Here is a 17519-nt window from a genome sequence, read left to right as displayed (position 1 = left end):
GCTTGGCGAGGAGGCGGGGGCGCTCGGCACGGCGTCAGGCGTGCAGCAGCGCGCGCAGCGCCTCGCGTTCGGCGCGGCCGGCGGGCGCGGTGCCCCGGAGCGTGGGCGCCGAGCCGACGAGCAGCCGGGTGTAGGGGTGCCGGGGGCGGGCGATGACGTCACGGGCGGTGCCCGTCTCGACCAGCTGGCCCCGGTAGAGCACCGCGATCCGGTCGGCGACGCCGGCGACGGATCCGAGGTCGTGGGAGATGAAGAGCTGGGCCACGCCCGTGTCGCGGAGGTCCTTGAGGATCTCCAGGACCTGGACCCGGTTGCCGGAGTCCAGGGCGCTCACCGGCTCGTCGAGGATGACCAGCCGGGGCCGGGTGACCAGTGCGCGGGCCACGGCGACCCGCTGGCGCTGGCCGCCGGAGAGCTCGGCGGGCAGCCGGTCCAGGAGCTCGGCGGCGAGACGCACCCGGTCGAGCAGGGCACCGGCCCGTTCCAGGGCCTCCTTGCGCGGGACACCGCGCACCAGCAGCGGCTCGGTGAGGGAGTCCGCCACGGTGAGGTCGGGGTCGAGGCTGCGCAGCGGGTCCTGGAAGACGTACTGCACGACGCCCCGGCGGCGCAGCTCGCGCCACTGCCGGCGGCCGTGCGCGGTGACGTCCTCGCCCGCGACGGCGATCGAGCCCCCCGACGGGCGCACCAGGCCGAGCACGGCCCGGGCGAGGGTCGACTTGCCGGACCCGGTCTCCCCGATGAGACCGACGGTCTCGCCGGGCGCGACCGTCAGCGACACGCCGTCCAGGGCACGGCGGCGCCGGCGGCGCGGGCCGTAGTCGACGTCGAGTCCGGTGACGGCGAGGACCGGGTCGTCCGCTTCCGTCTGAGTGGGGCCGCTCACGCTTCCTCCTCCGTATCGGCGAAGCTCTCCGTGCCGAGGAACTTCTCCAGGCCGTACTGCTCGTGCTCGGCGATGAGCAGCCGGGTGTACTCGTGCCGCGGCTCCCGCAACACCGTGTGGGTGGGCCCCTGTTCGACCACCTCGCCCCGGCGCATCACCAGCACCTCGTCGCACCACTGGGCGACCAGGGCGAGGTCGTGGGAGACCAGGGCGAGGGCGAGCCCGGTGCGGTTGCGCAGATCGGCGAGGAGGTCGAGGATCTCCGCCTGGACGGTGACGTCGAGGGCGGTGGTGGCCTCGTCCGCGATGAGGACCAGCGGGTCGGCGGCGACCGCCGTGGCGATCAGGACCCGCTGGAGCATGCCGCCGGAGAGCTCGTGCGGGTACTGGCCGTAGACCAGTTCGGGATCGCGCAGCCGGACCGCGTCCAGCAGGTCCAGCGCCCGCTGCCGGGCCTCGCGGCGCTGCACGCCGAGTTTGACCCGGACCACCTCGGCGATCTGGGCGCCGACCCGGATCGAGGGGTTCAGGTAGGACGCCGGGTCCTGGAACACCGCGCTGACGGTGGTGCCCCGCAGCTCGGTCCAGCGGCGGGCGGACAGGGTCGCGATGTCGGTGCCGGCGATCTCGATCGTGCCCTCGGTCACCTCGAAGTGCGGGGGCAGGATCCCGAGCGCGGCCCGGCAGGTCAGCGTCTTGCCGCTGCCGGACTCGCCGACGATGCCGACGGTCCGGCCGGGAGCGAGGTCGAAGCTCACGCCGTGGACGATCTCGCGGCCCCGGGCCTGGTCGGTGATGCGCACCCCGCGCAGGGAGAGCACCGGGTCGGCCGCCGGTGCGGAGGTACGTGTCCCGGCGGGGACGAGGTCGCCGGACAGGGTCGTCATCACGCACCTCCTGAGGTGACGGGGCCGGCCGCGGCGGCCCGACGGGCCCGCGCCCGGCGGTCGTTGACGAGAGCGCGTCCCGCCTCGCCGGAGACGTCCCGGATCGCGTCGGCCAGCAGGTTGCAGGCCCAGACGGTGACCGTGATCAGCAGCGCGGGGGTGACCGGCGCCCACGGCCGGTGGCTGAGATAGCCGAGGTCGGAGGCGAGCAGTCCGCCCCAGGTGGGCGCCGGCGGCTGTACGCCGATGCCGAGGAAGGTCAGGCTGGAGACGATCACGAAGCCGACGCCGACGGTCTGGGCGAGGGCGACCGCGATGGGCGGCAGCACCTTGGCCCACACGTGCCGGCGCACGATCCAGCCGGTCGAGGCACCGGAGATCACCGCCGCCTCCACGTACGGGGAGCGGGTCACGGCCAGGGTCGCCGCCCGGGCCACCCGGTAGAACAGCGGGGACACCAGCACACCGGTGACCAGCATGGCCTGGGTGATGCCGTTGCCGAGCAGCGCGATCACCGCGACGGCGAACAGCAGGAACGGCAGCGCCACCAGGGTGTCGGCCAGCCGCAGCGTGATCCACTCGAAGACCCGGCCGAGCTGCACGGACAGGATGCCGGGGACGACCCCTACGACCAGTGCGGTGAGGGCTACTTCGAGGGAGCCGAGGACGCTGATCCGGGAGCCGTCCAGCAGCCGGCTGAGCACGTCCCGGCCGAGGTAGTCGGTGCCCAGCCAGTGCGCCCCGGAGACGGCGGCGAGCGTGTTGTCGCTGGTGGCCAGCGGATCTTGCGGGGCGAGCAGCGGCCCCAGCAGGGCGAGCAGGGCGACCAGGACGAGGACGGCGACGGCGATTCTGCCGGAGGCCAGGGACAGGACGCGGCGGACCATGCTCACACCCCCCGCCGGGCGGCCGGGGTCACCCGGGCCAGCACCAGGTTGACGATCAGGTTGAAGGTGACGACCAGGACGATCGACACCACGAGGACCCCCTGCACGGCCGGTACGTCACCGGCCTGCGCGGAGTCGTTGGCGAACCGGCCGAAACCCTGGAGTCCGAAGATCCACTCGGTGACCACGGAGGCGCCGACCAGCGCGGGGAACTTCAGGCCGAGCGTGGCCAGGGCGGGGCCGAGGCCGTTGCGCAGCACATGGCCGAAGAAGATCCGCCGGGGGCTCAGCCCCCGGACGACCGCGCCGGTCACGTAGTTCTCGCCGTACGCGGCGACCAGGCTGGTGCGCAGCTGGCGGGCGACGTCGGCGACCACGTCGAAGCTGAGCGCCACGGCCGGCAGGGTGATGTGGGCGAGCCACGGGCCGATGCCCTGCGCCGCCGGGAGGTACCCGGCGGACGGGAACAGACGCAGTCCGACGGCGAAGACCGCGACCAGCACGATGCCGACGACGAACGCGGGCATCACCGAGATGACGGTGACGAAGCCGGTGATCGTCCGGTCCACCCAGGTGGTGCGGCGCAGCGCGGCGACCGTGCCGAGCACGAAGCCCGCGACCACGCCGATGACGAGGGCGAAGGTCGCCACCGACAGACTGACGCCGAGCCCCAGGCCGATCAGGGTGGAGATGTCGGCGCCGTTGACCCAGCTGGTGCCGAGCTGCCCGTGCAGGACGCCGCCGAGCCAGTCCCCGTACTGGACCAGGAAGGGCCGGTCGAGCCCCCACTGGGCCTCGATCCGGGCGATCGCCTCGGGAGTCGCGTCCTCGCCCAGCTGGATGCGCGCCGGGCTGAGCCCGCTCAGCGACCGCAGCGCGAACGTCACGAAGGTCGCGACCAGGAAGACGGGCACGAAGATCGCGACGGACCGGGCGAGGGTGGCCAGGACCCGGGCCGACCCGCGCCGGACCCCGGCCGTGGCACCCCGGTGACGCGGTGCGCGCACGGCCGGGCCGGCCGGAGCTTGCGTTGCCGTCATGGTGTTGCCCCCTCTCTTGTCGGTGTTCTTCCGGCTGCGGACGCCGGTCAGTCGGAGCCGGAGACGGTCACGCCGGTCCAGTCGAGGTGGGCCGGGTTCTTCGGCAGGCCGGAGACCGACTTGCTCTTGGCGAAGAGGTTGGGCGAGGAGTAGGTGAAGACGAGCGCCTTGCTCCGCAGCCCGGCCCTGGTCGCCGCCTGGAGCACCTGGGTGTAGTCCGAGGCGTCCAGCGGGGTCTCCCGGACCTTGGCCACGGCGGCCTCGAAGCCGGCCGGCTCGTACGGCGAGCTGAGGTTCAGCGGGCCGTTCGGGCCGAAGTGCGCGGTGAGGGTCTGCAGCGCCGAGTCACGGCCGGTGGTGCCGTACACGGAGAACGTGAGGTCCTTGGCGAAGAACGGGGTGGCCCAGTTCTTGTCGATCTTGATGGTGACGGTGATGCCGACCTTCGCCAGTTGCGACTGGACGATCTCCGCCTGCGGGTCCTCCGCCGGGATGACCAGGTTCAGCTTGATGGCCCCGGACTTGTACCCCGCCTCGGCGAGCAGCTTCTTCGACTTCGCCGGGTCGTAGGGGTAGGCGTCCGCCGACTTCGGGTCGTAGGCGATGTACCCCTTGGGGAAGGGCTGGTCGGTGGCCTCGCCGTAGCCGAACGTCAGCTTGTCCACGAACTCCTGACGGTTGATCGCGTACCGGACGGCGTCGACGACCTCGGTGTTGTCGAAGGGCGCCTTGTTGATGTTCAGGCTGATGTTGGAGGCGTTGAAGCCCGGCTGGACGAAGACGTCGAGGCCGGCCTTCTTCGCCGCGTCGGCCTGACTGGGCGCGATGTCCGCGAAGTTGTAGACGCCGGTCTGGAGTCCGGAGACGACCGTCGACGCGTCGGGGGCCGAGGTCAGTTCGACGCGGTCGATGTGGATGTTCTTCGCGTCCCAGTAGTCCGGGTTCTTCTTCAGGACCACCTTCGTGCCGGGCACGAGCTGGGTGACGGTGAACGGGCCCGCGCCGACCGGGTGCTGGTCCAGCGTGTCGGGGGAGGCGGCGGCCTTCGGGCTGGCGATCTGCAGGACGCGCTCGCCGAGCAGTTGCGGGATCTGGTAGTCCACCTGGGTGAGGTGGACGACCGCGTCCAGGCCCTTGGCGTCCACGGACTTGATGGACGTCAGGTCGCCGAACAGGGCGGAGTTCTTCTGCTTCTTGGCACGCTCGATCGCGGCCTTCACGGCGGCCGCGTCGACCGGCTCGCCGTCGCTGAACTTCAGCCCGGGGCGCAGGTGGAAGGTGATCTCGTCGCCCTTCTTGTTGTAGTCCCAGCTCCTGGCCAGGTCGGGGACGGCGTTGCCCTTCCCGTCGGTGCGGGTCAACGACGCGTAGACCAGGGCGAGTTCGCGGAACTGGGCGCCGCTGCCGGAGACCACCGGGTCCCAGTGGGCGGGGAAGTAGGAGGAGGCCCACTTGAGGGTGGCGGCGCTCCCGGAGGCGGCGGCGCCGGTGCCGCCGCAGGCGCTGAGCGAGGGCACGAGCACGGTGGCGAGCACGGCGCCGAGGGCGGTGGCGCGCAGCCGGCCGGCGGGGCGGCGGGATCGGGTGGCCGGTCTGGGGCGTGGCGGGGTGAGGCGTGCGGACATGGCTGTCTCTCTGCTACGGCCCCGGTCCACGCCGCGAGGGCACAGCCGGGGGAGGAGGAAAGGCGTCGGGCGGCGGCCCGCGACCGCACCGCGACGGGCGGGTCACGGCGGGGCCGTGACAGCGCGTTGCGGGGGCGGCGGGCCGCGCTCGGAAGACGTCGCGGCGCGAGAAGGGGGGCGCGCAGAGCGGTCGGGTCCGGCGGGGGAGAGAAGGGCCGGTACCGGTGGCTGCGGTCAGGCGCCTGCGGGGCGTGGGCAGGCGGTCAGTGACAGAGTGCGCTACAGGTGCGCCGCAGATCCACATAGCGGCACACCACACCGGGGTGGGTCGTGTGCATGCCCCACATCGTGCGGGTCGCGGGGAGTGGCTGTCAATGGACACCAATTGGTGTCTCATTGGGCGGGACGGCGCTCCCCTGCCGGTCAGGGTGCCGGTCAGGGTGCCGGTCAGGGCGCCGGTGAGGGCGCCTGCCGGGTGGCCGGATGGGTCGCGGCCTCCTCCGGGTGCAGCCACAACGGGCCGCCGGCGGTGTCCACTTGGACCGCGTCCGCCGGCGGCCACGCGCCCCGCGTCAGCAGCGCGCGCTCCGGCTCGGTGAGGGTGCGGTGCCGGGCCAGCGCTGCCGCCCCGGGGAGCGTCCTGACCTCCGTCGCCGGCCCCGGGCGGACGGCGTCGACAGCGGCGGCGTACGCCTCGTACGGTCGCCACCCGGGCACCGCACGGCAGCCGCCGGGCCCGCGCACCAGCAGCGTCGGCAACGCGTACCGGCGCCCGCCGTCCGGGGTCTCCTTGGCCGCGCCGGGATGCGGCGAATCGGCCCGCACGGACAGCACGTCGGGCACCGGCCGGCGCGCCTCCGCGTGGTCGGCGCGCACGGCGTCCAGTACGGCGGCGGAACCGGCGTCGGCCGCCAGCCGCCGTGCGTCGAGCCCGGGCACACCCCGGACCGCGTCCAGCGCCGAGGCCCCGGTGTCCGCGGGCTCCCCGAGTACGAACACGGTCTCCCGCAGCCGTCGTAGCACCCGGTCGGCCACCTCCGGCCCCTGGAGCTCGGCCGCCTTCGCGACGAGCGAGGACGGCCAGGAACTCGCCGCCACCCGGCTCAGCCGTACCGCCCGGGGGGCCCGGGTGTGACCGCCGATGTCCTCGACGTAACGCGCGTACCAGGCGGTCTCGGCCGCCGGATCGGGGGCGGGGTCGTCGTCGTGGTCGAAGAGGATGCAGTACACCCGGCGCCAGCGCACCCGCCCGGCCAGCGCCGAACGCAGCGCGCGGAAGACCGGCTCCGAACCCCAGGCCCAGGGACACAACGGATCGGTGTACTCGACCACTTCGACCGGCGGCCCGGCCCGGCGCCCGTCCGTCACGCGGCCCCCTGGGCGGCGCCCCGGCCCGCCGTGTCCGACAGCAGCAGCCCGGCGATGGTCACCCCCGCCAGCACCGCCGTGGCCTCCTCCTCGATCCGCCGCCACACACCGGGCAGCCCCCCGGCGGGCCCCGGATAGTCCAGTTCGGCCAGCGGCTCGCCGCGCAGCGTGATCACCTCTCCGTCGACGGCCCGGGCGACATCCAGCAGCGTGATCTCGGCGGCGGGCCGGCCCAGCCAGTACCCGCCCTCGCAGCCGCGCTGGCTGCGGACCAGTCCGGCCCGGCGCAACTCGCCCACCACGGACTTCAGGAACCGGAACGGAATGTCCTGGGAGGAGGCGACCGCCTCACAGGTCAGCGGCCGGTCGGGCTGCCGGGCGAGCTCCAGCAGGGCACGCGCCGCGTAGTCCGCCTTCGCAGAGATGTACATACCTTCATCATGCCGGAACCGCACCGCCCCGCAGCGGGTTCCGGCCCGCCCGCCTCCTTCATTGCGGCAACATTGCCGCAGGTGAACCCCAAAGGACACCTCTTGACATCCTTTTCCGTCCGGTCCTAGCGTCCCCGCCATGAGCGAGCCGCTGACAACCCCCGGTGAAGGCTTCCACCCGCATCTCCACGACACCCAGGACCGCCCGGCGGCACCCCTGCGCACCCGGCTGCACCACGTCCGCGCCGACGCCCTCGACGGCGACACCGCACAGAGCGGCGGCATGCGGCGGTTCGCCGCCGTCAGCGGACGGACCGTCGGCTCCGAGAAACTCTGGATGGGCCAGACCCACGTCGCCCCCGCGACCGCCAGCTCCGACCACCACCACGGCGCCTCCGAGACCGCCATCTACGTGGTCAGCGGCCACCCCGAGTTCGTCTTCGTCGACGACACGGGCGACCGCCCGGAGGAGGTACGGCTGCGCACCGCACCGGGCGACTACATCTTCGTCCCCCCGTACGTCCCGCACCGCGAGGAGAACCCCGACCCCACCGACGAGGCCGTCGTCGTCATCGCCCGCAGCACCCAGGAGGCGATCGTGGTCAACCTGCCCGGGCTGTACGCGCTGCCGGCGGACGACACGGTGTGACGGACACCGTCAGGGCAGATCGACGCGGTGCCGTGGCGACGACCAGCGGGCCACCGGGGACACCGCGCGTTCGATTGACCGCGCCGTCTCACGGGGCGGGACGCGTGGTGGACGCACCTTCCGCCGTGTGTTTTGATCCGGTCATGGAGACCGCAGGTCAGGCACGCACCGTGCTGCTCGACCCGTTCTGGGTGGGCCGTCGCGCCGATCAGTTCGACGAGACCTGTCGCTGACCCCTGGCCCGTCCCACCGGGTTTCTCTCTCCCCACCCGCGCCTCGTAGCGCCGTCGTCGCGTAGGGCCGTCGCCTGCGAAGCCCCCGCGCGGCTACCCATCGCCTTCGCCCCAGGCCGACTTGGCGACGAGATCGTCGTACGGCCCTCACCACCGTGGATCGAACCCTCGGAAAGAGACGCATGGCCGTCAACCGAACCGTCCCGTCAGGGGCGTTCGCCGCGCTGCGGGTCCGTGACTACCGGATCTACTGGAGCACGGGTCTGGTGTCCAACATCGGCAGCGCCATGCAGGGCGTCGCGCTGGACTGGTACGTCCTGACGCTCACCCACAGCGGGACCGCGCTCGGGTCGGTCGCCGGTCTGCAGTTCGCCCCGGTGCTGCTGTTCGGTCTGTGGGGCGGAGTCCTGGCCGACCGCCACGACCGGCGGACCCTGCTGCTGTGGACCCAGACGCTGTACGCGGTGCAGGCACTGCTGCTGGCGGCGCTGGTGTTCTCCGGTCATGCTCCGCTGTGGGCGCTGTACGCGCTGTCCTTCGCCCTGGGCAGCGTGTTCACGGTGGAGAACCCCGCCCGGCTGTCCTTCGTCACCGAACTGGTCGGCCGGACGCTGATCCCGAAGGCCGCGGGTCTGAACATCCTCTCCCTGAACGCCGCGCGTCTGATCGGCCCGGCGATCGCCGGAGTGCTGATCGGGGCGATCGGCACCGGGTGGGTGTTCGCCCTCAACGCGGTGTCGTTCACCGTGGTCCTCGCGGGTGTGCTCGCGATCCGGCCCCGCACGGGCGGCGGGCCGGCCACGCCCCGCCCGCCGTGGACGGGGGCGGGGGCGGAGGGCCTGCGCTATGTGGCCGCCCGGCCCGAACTCGTCGGCGTGTTCACGGTCTTCGGGCTGACCGCGACCTTCGCGGTGAACTTCCCGACCACCCTGACCCTGTTCGCCGGGCGCGTCTTCGACGTCGGCTCCCGGGGCCTCGGCTTCATGAACACGGCCCTGGCCGTCGGGACCGTCGCCGGGACGATCGCCGCCACGCGCGGGGTCTCGCCCCGGGTGCGGACGGTCGTCGTCGGCGCGCTGCTGTTCGGCGGGTTCGAGGCGATGGCGGCGCTGATGCCGTCGTATCCCGCCTTCCTCGTACTGCTGCTGCCCGCCGGTTTCACGCTGATGACGCTGAACACGGCCGTCAGCGCCTTCGTCCAGTCCGAGGTCAGCGACGCCATGCGCGGGCGGGTGATGGCGGTCTACACGGTGATCTCCCTGGGCGGCAGCCCGGTCGGTGCGCCCGTCATCGGCTGGATCTCCCAACACGCCGGAGTGCGCTGGGGGTTGGCCACCGGCGCCGCCATCGCGGTGCTGGCGGCGGTCGGCGTGGCGCTCTGGTCGGCCCGCACCGCACCCACGGCAGCCGCCCGGGCGGCCCCGCACGTCTCCGGGTCCGCCGCCACCGGCCGCCCGGCCCTCCCCGTCCCCGCCCCCGCACCGCAGTGCGAACCGTCCACCGGAGGAACTCCCCATGACTGACCGTCACACCGGGTTGCCCGGACTGCACCTCGCCCTGGAGGCCGACGGCGGTGGCGCCCACCCGGCCACCCGGGCCGCCGTCACCCCGAAGGCGCTGCGGCAGACCGCCGTCGCCGCCGAGCAGGCGGGCTTCGCCCTCGTCACCTTCGCCGACGCCCCGCTGCCGCCCGGTACCGGGTCCGTCGGCCGGATCGAGGCCGGGGCGCGCGCGGCGTACCTGTCCCTGCTCACCGACCGGATCGGGCTCGCGCCCACCCTGCACATCACCACCACCGAGCCCTTCCACCTCGCCACCCAGCTGGCGAGCCTGGACCACGCGTCGCACGGCCGGGCCGCCTGGCTGGTGGGAGCGGCGGCCGACGCGGCCGCACTCGCCACCGTGGGCCGGGAACCGGTCCCGGCCGGGGCGCTGCGCCGGGAGACCGAGGACGTCGTCGACACCGCCCGCGCCCTGTGGGACTCGTGGGAGGACGACGCGGTCGTCAAGGACGTCGCCACCGGCCGGTACCTGGACGCGGACCGTGTGCACCACATCGACTTCGAGGGCGCCTCCTTCACGGTCAAGGGCCCGCTCATCACCCCGCGTCCGCCGCAGGGACAGGTCGTGGTCCTCGCACCGGACGCGCTGGAGATCGACGAGCGCGCCGACGTGGTCCTGGTCGGCCGGCCCGCGCCCGCCGCCGTCGCCGCCCGCGTGGACGCCGCCCGGGAGGCCGGCGCACCCCTGGTCTTCGCCGAGGTGGAGGTCGTCCTCGACACCGCCGTGCCCGCCGCCGACCGGCTGGCCGCACTGGACCGCACCGCCCCCCGGCCCGAGTCCGGCCGACTGCGGCACACCGGATCCCCGGAGCAACTGACCGAACTCCTCGCCGAACTCGCCCAGTTCGTCGACGGCATACGACTGCACCCGGCCGTCCTCGCCGACGACCTCCCGGTGCTGGCCGAGCAGGTACTGCCCGCCCTGGCCGCCGCAGGCCTCCACCAGCCGCCCCGGCCCGGCGACACCCTGCGGACCACGCTCGGCCTGCCCCGCCCCGCCAACCGATTCGCCGCCGCGCCCGCCGCCCACGCCTGAGGTGACCGCCATGACCGAACCGTCCACCCGACCCCAGCTCCATCTCGGCCTGTTCTACGCCGGTGTGGGGCCCCAACTGGTCTGGACCGACCCCGACGCTCCCTCCCACACCGCGATCGAGACCTTCGTCGACGTGGTGCGGGCCCTGGAACGAGGACTCTTCGACGCCTTCTTCCTCGGTGAGGGGCTGCGGGTGCGGGAGAACCGGGGCCGGATCTTCGACCTCGACGTGGCCGGCCGCCCCGACGCCATCACCCAGCTGTCCGCGCTGGCCGCCGTGACCGACCGGATCGGCCTGGTGGCCACCCAGAACACCACCTACAACTACCCGGCCGACCTCGCCCGTCGCCTGGCCTCCCTCGACCTGCTGTCCGAGGGCCGGGCCGGATGGAACATCGTCACCACCGACAACGCCTGGACCGGAGCCAACTTCCGGCACGGGGGCTGGCTGGAGCACGAGCGCCGCTACGACCGCGCGGGACAGTTCGTCGACACGGCGAAGGAACTGTGGGCCTCCCGGGACGCCGACGGCCCGGCCCGCCCGGTCGAGCGGGAGACGGACCTCGTGCGGCTGCGGGCCCTCGCCACCGTCCCGGCCGGTCCGCAGGGCAGGCCCGTGCTCTTCCAGGCCGGCGACTCCGACGGCGGCCGCGAACTCGCCGCCCGCCACGCCGACGTGGTCTTCTCCAACAACACCGAGTACGGCAAGGCCGTCGCCTACGCGGCCGACCTGCGGGAGCGGCTGGCCCGGTACGGCCGCTCACCGGACTCGCTGCGCATCCTGCCGGGCGCCAGCGTCATCCTCGCGGACACCGCGCGGGAGGCGGCGGAGAAGGCCCGCTGGATGCGCACCGAACAGGTCAACGGGCCCCGGGCGCTCGCCTTCTTCGAGCAGTACTGGGGCACCGACCTGTCCGGCTACGATCCGGACGGCCCGCTGCCCGACATCGAGCCGAGCGAGGCCGAACTCGACCCGTCCCGGGGCACGATCGCGATCGCGCAGCGCACCGGCAAGCTCGCCCAGATCCGTAAATGGCGCGAACTGGCCGCCGAACGCGGCCTGTCGCTGCGGGAGTTGGCCACCGAGGTCGCGCCCGGCCACCCGTCCTTCGTCGGTACCCCGTCCTCCGTCGCCGACGAATGGACCCGGTACGTCACCACCGGCGCCGCCGACGGCTTCAACATCGTGCCGGACCTGCTGCCGACCTCGGTCACCGACATCGTCGACAAACTCGTCCCGGAACTCCAGAGCCGAGGCGTCTACCCCACCGAGTACCGCGGCACCACCCTGCGCGAGCACCTCCAACTGCCACCGCTGCCCACCGCACGACCGAGCTGAACCGGCACCGGTCCGTCACCGCGGCCGCGTGAGGGGCCACAAGTGAGCTGTCCGTAGGGTCGGGTGCTGGGGACGAGGCTCACGTCGTACCCCTCCCGCTTCGGAGCGTCGTAGACCCCCCCCGCCGGCCGGATCCGTCCACGAAGCCGCTATGGACGGGAACGACGTCGCGCGCTTGCGTACTGATGACGTCTTCTTCGGCGCCCTTGCGGCTTCCGGTGGAAGTTGTCAGGCTGGTGGTTCACACCTTTTGCTCCTCCAGCTCTCCGCGGCGTTCGCGAGATCGCCGGTCCCGACCCGTCCCGGCTCGATACGTTCGTGCGCGCTGCTCTCCCTCGCCGGCGCTGACCGCGACCGGCCGGACGGCCGCCGCCTCACCTGTGGAGCACACCATGGACACGAGCGAGGAGGCCGCCCGCGGCCTGAGCGACCTCCAGGACTACCTGCACCAGCAGGCCCACCTGCGCGCCGCACGCCGGCGCGTGACGGACTTCACCGCCCGGGAGCCGGGACTGACCCCGGAGCAGCGCACCGACATCGAGCGCTGGTACCTGGAGGAACAGACCTATGTGGCCCGCATGGTGACCGAGCACATCGCCACCAGCATCAACGTGGTGGAACAGCGGCACCGCGCCCGCTTCGGGCAGTGGCTGCGGGGAACGCTGACCGCGATGATCCTGATCACCGTGGCGATGGGGCTGTGCGTCACCATGATCCTCGTCGGCGCGTCGTAGCAGCGGCTCCGCCGGCCCCGGTCGGCCCCGTGCCACAGATCCGGCTCCCGCTCCGCCTCATGGCAGAAGCACGATGTGAGGCGATCGGCGAACGGCGTGCTGGACATCGTGGGGGAGCGGAGCCAGGACGACGAAGAGCGACGCGCTGCGCATCTCCTTCGACGTACGCGGCGGACTGCTGATCCGGCAGGCCCACCACTGGGCGGCGCTGGTCCTCGGGATGTTCGGAGGGCCGACGGGATACGACCTTCCGGACGACCTGCTCTCCGGGACCGGTCTCGCGGCGAGTACCCGGGCCCCGGTCGGCCCCGGCCCGGACGCCGTCGGCGCACGCGGTGCCCGGCGCCTGCGCCGCGGGCTCAGCCGTGGCCAGCTTCTATGGCGAGGACACCCACTGAAGTCCGCTCAGCCGCCCGGCGGTGTGGGAGAGCGGCCCCCGGCATCCCGGCGGGGGCCGCTCTCCTCGGGGATCACCGCTGCCGGGCGAGCCAGTCGGCGAACGTGACCTCGGCGATGTGCGCGTCCGGGCCGGGCAGGAGCGTGTCGTCCTGGAGTTCGGCGCCCCAGTAGGTGGCCGCCGGGTCCGTGACGATCTTGCGGGGGTCGCCCTGGGCGCTGAGGCCCATCCGGATGAACTCCTCCAGCGAGAACGCCTCGGGGCCGGCGACCTCCACCACGCCGTCGACCGGGGCGCCGACCGCGGTGCGGGCGACGGCGGCGGCCACGTCGTCGGAGACGACGGGCTGGATCCTGGCGTCGGGCAGGCGCACGGTGTCGCCCTCGGTGACCCCGTCGGCGAGCCCCTTCGCGAACTCGAAGAACTGCGTCGCGTGGACGATGGAGTACGGCAGGCCGGACGCCTCGATCAGCTCCTCCTGGGCCTGCTTGGCCCGGAAGTACCCGCTCCCCTGGAGCCGGTCCGTGCCCACCACGGACAGCGCGACATGGTGGGCCACGCCGGCCTCGGCCTCCGCCTTGAGCAGGTTCGCCGTGGACGCACGGAAGAAGTCCATGACGGCCTGGTCCTCGAACGACGGCGAATTGGACACGTCGACCACGGCGGAGACGCCCTCCAGGACCTCGGCCAGACCCTCGCCGGTGAGGGTGTTCACGCCGGTACTGGGCGCGGCCGCGACCGCCTCGTGCCCGTGCTCGCGGAGCCCGGCGACCACCTTCGAGCCGATCAGCCCGGTGCCACCGATCACGACGATCTTCATGATGCGTTCCTCTCGGAAGTTTCTGTCTGCACCAGTGGTGACCGGACAGCCGCTTCCGCTGTGACACCGTCGCGGGGGGGGGGGGCCCCCCCGCCGGGGGGGGGGGGGGGGGGGCCCCCCCCCCCCCCCCCCCGCCACGTAGGGCGCCAGCTTGGCCGGGTTCATCACCCACATGAGACGTTCGATGCCGCGCTCCGACACATCGGCGGTGAGCAGGGCGACCGCGGTGCCGCCGGCCGAGACCAGCACGGCCGGCCTGCCGTTCGCCTCGACCCAGCGGACCTCCGTCGGCGGCCAGAACCGCGGCGCGAAGGCGACCAGGTACTTGGAGACGTGCGGCAGCCCGACGACCGGGATCCTGGACGCCCCGCGCACCCCGCCGCCGTCGGAGTAGCTGACCACGTCCTCGGTGAGGACCTCCTCCAGCACCGACAGGTCGCCGTTCTGCGCCGCGGCGAGAAACACCTCCAGGAACCGCCGGTGCTCGGCGGAGCCGACCGGCTCCTTGCGCTCCGTCGCCAGCCGCTTCCGGGCCCGGCTCACCAACTGGCGCGCGTTGGCCTCGCTGGTCTCCACGATGTCGGCGATCCGCTGGTAGGTGTAGTCGAACGCCTCCCGCAGCACGTAGGCGGCCCGTTCCACCGGGTTGAGCTTCTCCAGCAGGAAGAGCACCGCCATGTCGAGCGCCTCCGCGCGCTCCGCGCCCAGCTGCGGATCCGGACTCGTGTCGACGGGCTCCGGAAGCCACGGGCCGACGTAGGACTCCCGGCGCACCCGGGCGGACTGGATGAAGTTGATCGCCAGCCGGGTGGTGACCGTGGTCAGGAACGCGGCCGGTTCGTGGACGCTGGCCCGGTCGGTGCCCTGCCAGCGCACCCAGGTCTCCTGGACGATGTCCTCGGCCTCGACCGCGCTGCCGATCACGCGGTACGCGATGCCGAAGAGCCGGGGACGCGCCGCCACGAAGTCCTTCGTCGCCTGGTCGAGGGAGTCCGCGTGGTCGTCGGAGCGCATGGATGTCCTCCAGAGTTGGATCATCATCCTACAAGCCGGACTCGGCGCCGCCCGGCGCACCTGCGGCCGCGCCCGCCGTGCCCGCCGTGCCACGGATCCCCCCGCGGGTCCGGTCGGCGGAGAGAAACGCCGCAGGGGATCCGAAGGGTGAATGCGCATCCCACCGAGGATGTGGTGGTCCCATGGGGCGGTCGACCTACGGAGGTGGAACACCATGGCGGACCAGGACGCGGTGCAGGGCACCGGCGGGCAGCCTCGTTCGGAGGGGTGGAAGACGGCCGTGACGTTGCTGCAGGACGCGGCACCGATCACGATTCCCGAGGGCGCCTCGGCGATGACCATTCGGGTGGAGTGGGAGCCCGGCGACCCGGGCACCCCGCCGCACCGCCACTCGGGACCCGCGTTCGGTTACGTCATCGAGGGCGCGGTCCGCTTCGAGCTGGAGGGCGAGCCCGAGCGGGTCGTCGAGGCCGGCGGAACGTTCTGGGAGCCGGGCGGCGACGTCATCCACTACCAGGACGGCAACGCGCTCGCCGACGCCAGGACCCGGTTCGTCGTGACCATGATGTGCGCGCCCGGCAAGCCCATGCTGGAGCTGGTCGACGAGAAGGAACTGGCCGAGCGCGCCCATCTGCGCGCCCCGCGCCCCACCGGCTGACGGAGCGTCAGGCGCGGTCCGGGGCGCGAGGGTCAAGGAAGGGGCGGCTGCCGGTAAAGGGACGGGCACGTGTCGGTCTGCGCGGTCTTTTGTCTGACGTGTGCGGGCCGTGTGGTCATGTGGTGTTCATGTGGGGGCAGTTGGGCTGGGCCAGGGTGCGGTCGTTGTCGGCTCAGCTGCACGTCGGGAGGGCGTCATGACCACACAGGCAGACTCGTCAGAGGGCAGATCGCCGGGGGGTTCGGAAGGGTTCAGCCGTCGTCACGCGCTGGGCCTGCTGGGGACCGCGGGGGCGGGCGCCGCCGCCACCGGGCTGCTGGGGGCGGGTACGGCACAGGCCGCGCCGCTCGCCGCCCCGGCCTTCCAGCTCACCGCGGACTCCTCCGGTGCGCCCCCCGTCCAGGGCCTGCACCTCACCTTCGGCGCCGACCCGCGCACCCAGATGGCGGTCTCGTGGATCACCGACCGGCCGGTGACCAAGCCCGTCGTCCGCTACGGCACCCTGGAGCACGGCTTCGGATCCACCGCCGCCGCCCGCACCGTCACCTACGTCGACGGCACCTCCAACCGCACCGTCTACGTCCACCACGCCGCCCTGAACCGGCTCTCCCCGGACACGGACTACCTCTACCTCGCCACGCACGAGGGGGCGACCCCCGACAGCGGCACGTTCCGCACCGCTCCGCGCGGACGCCGGCCCGTCACCTTCACCAGCTTCGGCGACCAGTCCGCCCCGCAGGTGACCTGGGCGGCCGACGGCACCGTCGGCCTGGACGCGAATTCCACGCCCGCTACCAAGGACATCGTCACCGGCATCGAGCAGGTCGCCCCGCTGTTCCACCTCCTCAACGGCGACCTCTGCTACGCCAACCTGGACGTCGACCGGGTGCGGACCTGGAACAACTTCTTCACCAACAACACCCGTTCGGCGCGCTTCCGCCCCTGGATGCCCGCGGCCGGCAACCACGAGATCGAGAAGGCCAACGGTCCGCTCGGGCTCGGCGCCTACCAGGCCTACTTCTCCCTCCCCTCCACCGAGACCGACGCCGAACTCGCGGGCCTGTGGTACGCGTTCACGGCCGGTTCGGTCCGGGTGATCGTGCTGCAGAACGACGACAACTGCCTCCAGGACGGCGGCGACGTCTACATCAGCGGCTACTCCGGCGGCCGTCAGCTCGCCTTCCTGGAGAAGGAACTGAAGGCGGCGCGCTCCTCCAGCGACATCGACTGGGTGGTCGTGGCCATGCACCAGGTCATGATCAGCTCCTCGGACGCCAACGGCGCGGACCTCGGCCTGCGCGAGAAGTACGGCCCGCTGTTCGATCGGTACGGCGTCGACCTGGTGCTCTGCGGCCACGAGCACAACTACGAGCGGTCGCTGTCCGTGCGGGGCGTGGTGACGGGCAGCGAGACGCTCACCCCCAACCCGGTCTCCCAGGCCACCGACGACATCGACGCCGGTCTGGGCACCGTCCACATGATCCTCGGCGGCGGTGGCGTCTCGGGCACCACGAACCAGAAGTTCTTCACCGACGGCACCGCCAAGGTGATCACCGCTGTCTCGGCGACGGCCGGCTCCAACGGCAAGCGCACCTCCACCTATGTGAAGGAGGAGGCGGTGTGGGTCGGCGTCCGGGACGTCGAACACCCCTACGGCTTCGCCGCGTTCACCGTCGACCCCGGCCGGCACCCCGGTGACACCACCCGGATGCACATCACGTACTACAACGTGAACAAGCCGAACGGCGAACTCTCCGTCTTCGAGAAGTTCACCCTGCACCGCAAGCGCTCCGACGGCCACGCGGGCTGATCCCTCATTTTCACCGGTGCGGGGGGCGGGGGGGGACCCCCCCCCCCCCCCCCCCCCCCACCCCCACCCCCCCCCCCCCACAAAACCCGCACACCCCCCGGCCCCCGCGGCCTCGCGGGGGAAACCACACACGGACTAAGTGG

At 72.8% G+C, this 17519-nt stretch carries 15 protein-coding genes and 1 pseudogene; 7 read left to right on the top strand and 9 right to left on the bottom strand.

The window, feature by feature from the left end; all coding sequences use genetic code 11:
• Positions 1 to 34: 34 nt before the first annotated feature.
• The 7 genes from ACGFZS_RS41420 to ACGFZS_RS41390 all read right to left on the bottom strand — a co-directional run bounded on the left by ACGFZS_RS41420 (position 35) and on the right by ACGFZS_RS41390 (position 7124).
• Complete coding sequence (locus tag ACGFZS_RS41420) at positions 35 to 886, bottom strand: ABC transporter ATP-binding protein (RefSeq protein ID WP_393799489.1); 852 nt, start codon at positions 884 to 886, stop codon at positions 35 to 37.
• Complete coding sequence (locus ACGFZS_RS41415) at positions 883 to 1773, bottom strand: ABC transporter ATP-binding protein (RefSeq protein WP_393799488.1); 891 nt, start codon at positions 1771 to 1773, stop codon at positions 883 to 885. The genes ACGFZS_RS41420 and ACGFZS_RS41415 overlap by 4 nt, the downstream gene beginning before the upstream one ends.
• Positions 1773 to 2660: an ABC transporter permease gene (locus tag ACGFZS_RS41410; RefSeq protein ID WP_393799487.1), complete on the bottom strand. Its 888-nt coding sequence runs from the start codon at positions 2658 to 2660 to the stop codon at positions 1773 to 1775. The genes ACGFZS_RS41415 and ACGFZS_RS41410 overlap by 1 nt, the downstream gene beginning before the upstream one ends.
• A 2-nt stretch (positions 2661 to 2662) precedes the next feature.
• A complete protein-coding gene (locus tag ACGFZS_RS41405; protein WP_393799486.1) occupies positions 2663 to 3700 on the bottom strand; it encodes an ABC transporter permease in 1038 nt (345 codons plus the stop codon).
• 47 nt (positions 3701 to 3747) lie between these two features.
• The gene (locus ACGFZS_RS41400; protein ID WP_393799485.1) at positions 3748 to 5325 is read right to left on the bottom strand and encodes an ABC transporter substrate-binding protein; all 1578 of its coding nucleotides are present in this window, start codon (positions 5323 to 5325) and stop codon (positions 3748 to 3750) included.
• A gap of 447 nt (positions 5326 to 5772) precedes the next feature.
• On the bottom strand, positions 5773 to 6693 hold the full coding sequence (locus tag ACGFZS_RS41395; protein ID WP_393799484.1) for a DsbA family protein: 921 nt from the start codon (positions 6691 to 6693) through the stop codon (positions 5773 to 5775).
• The gene (locus tag ACGFZS_RS41390) at positions 6690 to 7124 is read right to left on the bottom strand and encodes an Rrf2 family transcriptional regulator (RefSeq protein ID WP_365678319.1); all 435 of its coding nucleotides are present in this window, start codon (positions 7122 to 7124) and stop codon (positions 6690 to 6692) included. Before ACGFZS_RS41390 ends, ACGFZS_RS41395 begins: the two co-directional genes overlap by 4 nt.
• Positions 7125 to 7263: 139 nt before the next feature.
• On the opposite strand from ACGFZS_RS41390, the gene ACGFZS_RS41385 reads away from it, so the two are divergent.
• From ACGFZS_RS41385 to ACGFZS_RS41365, 5 genes are all read left to right on the top strand, one after another.
• Positions 7264 to 7773 (top strand): cupin domain-containing protein, encoded by a 510-nt coding sequence (locus ACGFZS_RS41385; protein ID WP_393799483.1) that lies wholly within the window; start codon positions 7264 to 7266, stop codon positions 7771 to 7773.
• 415 nt (positions 7774 to 8188) lie between these two features.
• Complete coding sequence (locus tag ACGFZS_RS41380) at positions 8189 to 9529, top strand: MFS transporter (RefSeq protein ID WP_393799482.1); 1341 nt, start codon at positions 8189 to 8191, stop codon at positions 9527 to 9529.
• Positions 9522 to 10604, top strand: a complete 1083-nt coding sequence (locus ACGFZS_RS41375) for an LLM class flavin-dependent oxidoreductase (RefSeq protein ID WP_393799481.1) — start codon at positions 9522 to 9524, stop codon at positions 10602 to 10604. Before ACGFZS_RS41380 ends, ACGFZS_RS41375 begins: the two co-directional genes overlap by 8 nt.
• 10 nt (positions 10605 to 10614) lie before the next feature.
• Entirely contained in the window at positions 10615 to 11943 is a 1329-nt protein-coding gene (locus ACGFZS_RS41370) for an NtaA/DmoA family FMN-dependent monooxygenase (RefSeq protein ID WP_393799480.1), read from the top strand.
• Between the two features lie 392 nt (positions 11944 to 12335).
• Positions 12336 to 12677, top strand: coding sequence for a hypothetical protein (locus ACGFZS_RS41365; RefSeq protein WP_359223622.1), 342 nt, complete (start codon positions 12336 to 12338; stop codon positions 12675 to 12677).
• A 470-nt stretch (positions 12678 to 13147) separates the two neighbouring features.
• On the opposite strand, the gene ACGFZS_RS41360 is transcribed toward ACGFZS_RS41365, so the two are convergent.
• Both ACGFZS_RS41360 and ACGFZS_RS41355 read right to left on the bottom strand, forming a co-directional pair.
• A complete protein-coding gene (locus ACGFZS_RS41360; RefSeq protein WP_393799558.1) occupies positions 13148 to 13894 on the bottom strand; it encodes an SDR family oxidoreductase in 747 nt (248 codons plus the stop codon).
• A gap of 132 nt (positions 13895 to 14026) precedes the next feature.
• Positions 14027 to 14908, bottom strand: a pseudogene (locus ACGFZS_RS41355) (RNA polymerase sigma-70 factor); the annotation flags it as partial.
• A 214-nt stretch (positions 14909 to 15122) separates the two neighbouring features.
• On the opposite strand from ACGFZS_RS41355, the gene ACGFZS_RS41350 reads away from it, so the two are divergent.
• Both ACGFZS_RS41350 and ACGFZS_RS41345 read left to right on the top strand, forming a co-directional pair.
• The gene (locus ACGFZS_RS41350) at positions 15123 to 15566 is read left to right on the top strand and encodes a cupin domain-containing protein (RefSeq protein ID WP_393799479.1); all 444 of its coding nucleotides are present in this window, start codon (positions 15123 to 15125) and stop codon (positions 15564 to 15566) included.
• A 196-nt stretch (positions 15567 to 15762) separates the two neighbouring features.
• Complete coding sequence (locus ACGFZS_RS41345) at positions 15763 to 17376, top strand: purple acid phosphatase family protein (protein WP_393799478.1); 1614 nt, start codon at positions 15763 to 15765, stop codon at positions 17374 to 17376.
• Positions 17377 to 17519: the final 143 nt, after the last annotated feature.

This window comes from Streptomyces sp. NPDC048288 (assembly GCF_043201555.1).
Classification (GTDB): domain Bacteria; phylum Actinomycetota; class Actinomycetes; order Streptomycetales; family Streptomycetaceae; genus Streptomyces.
Note: the sequence above shows the minus strand (reverse complement) of the source record. Positions and strands in the feature narration are given on the sequence as shown.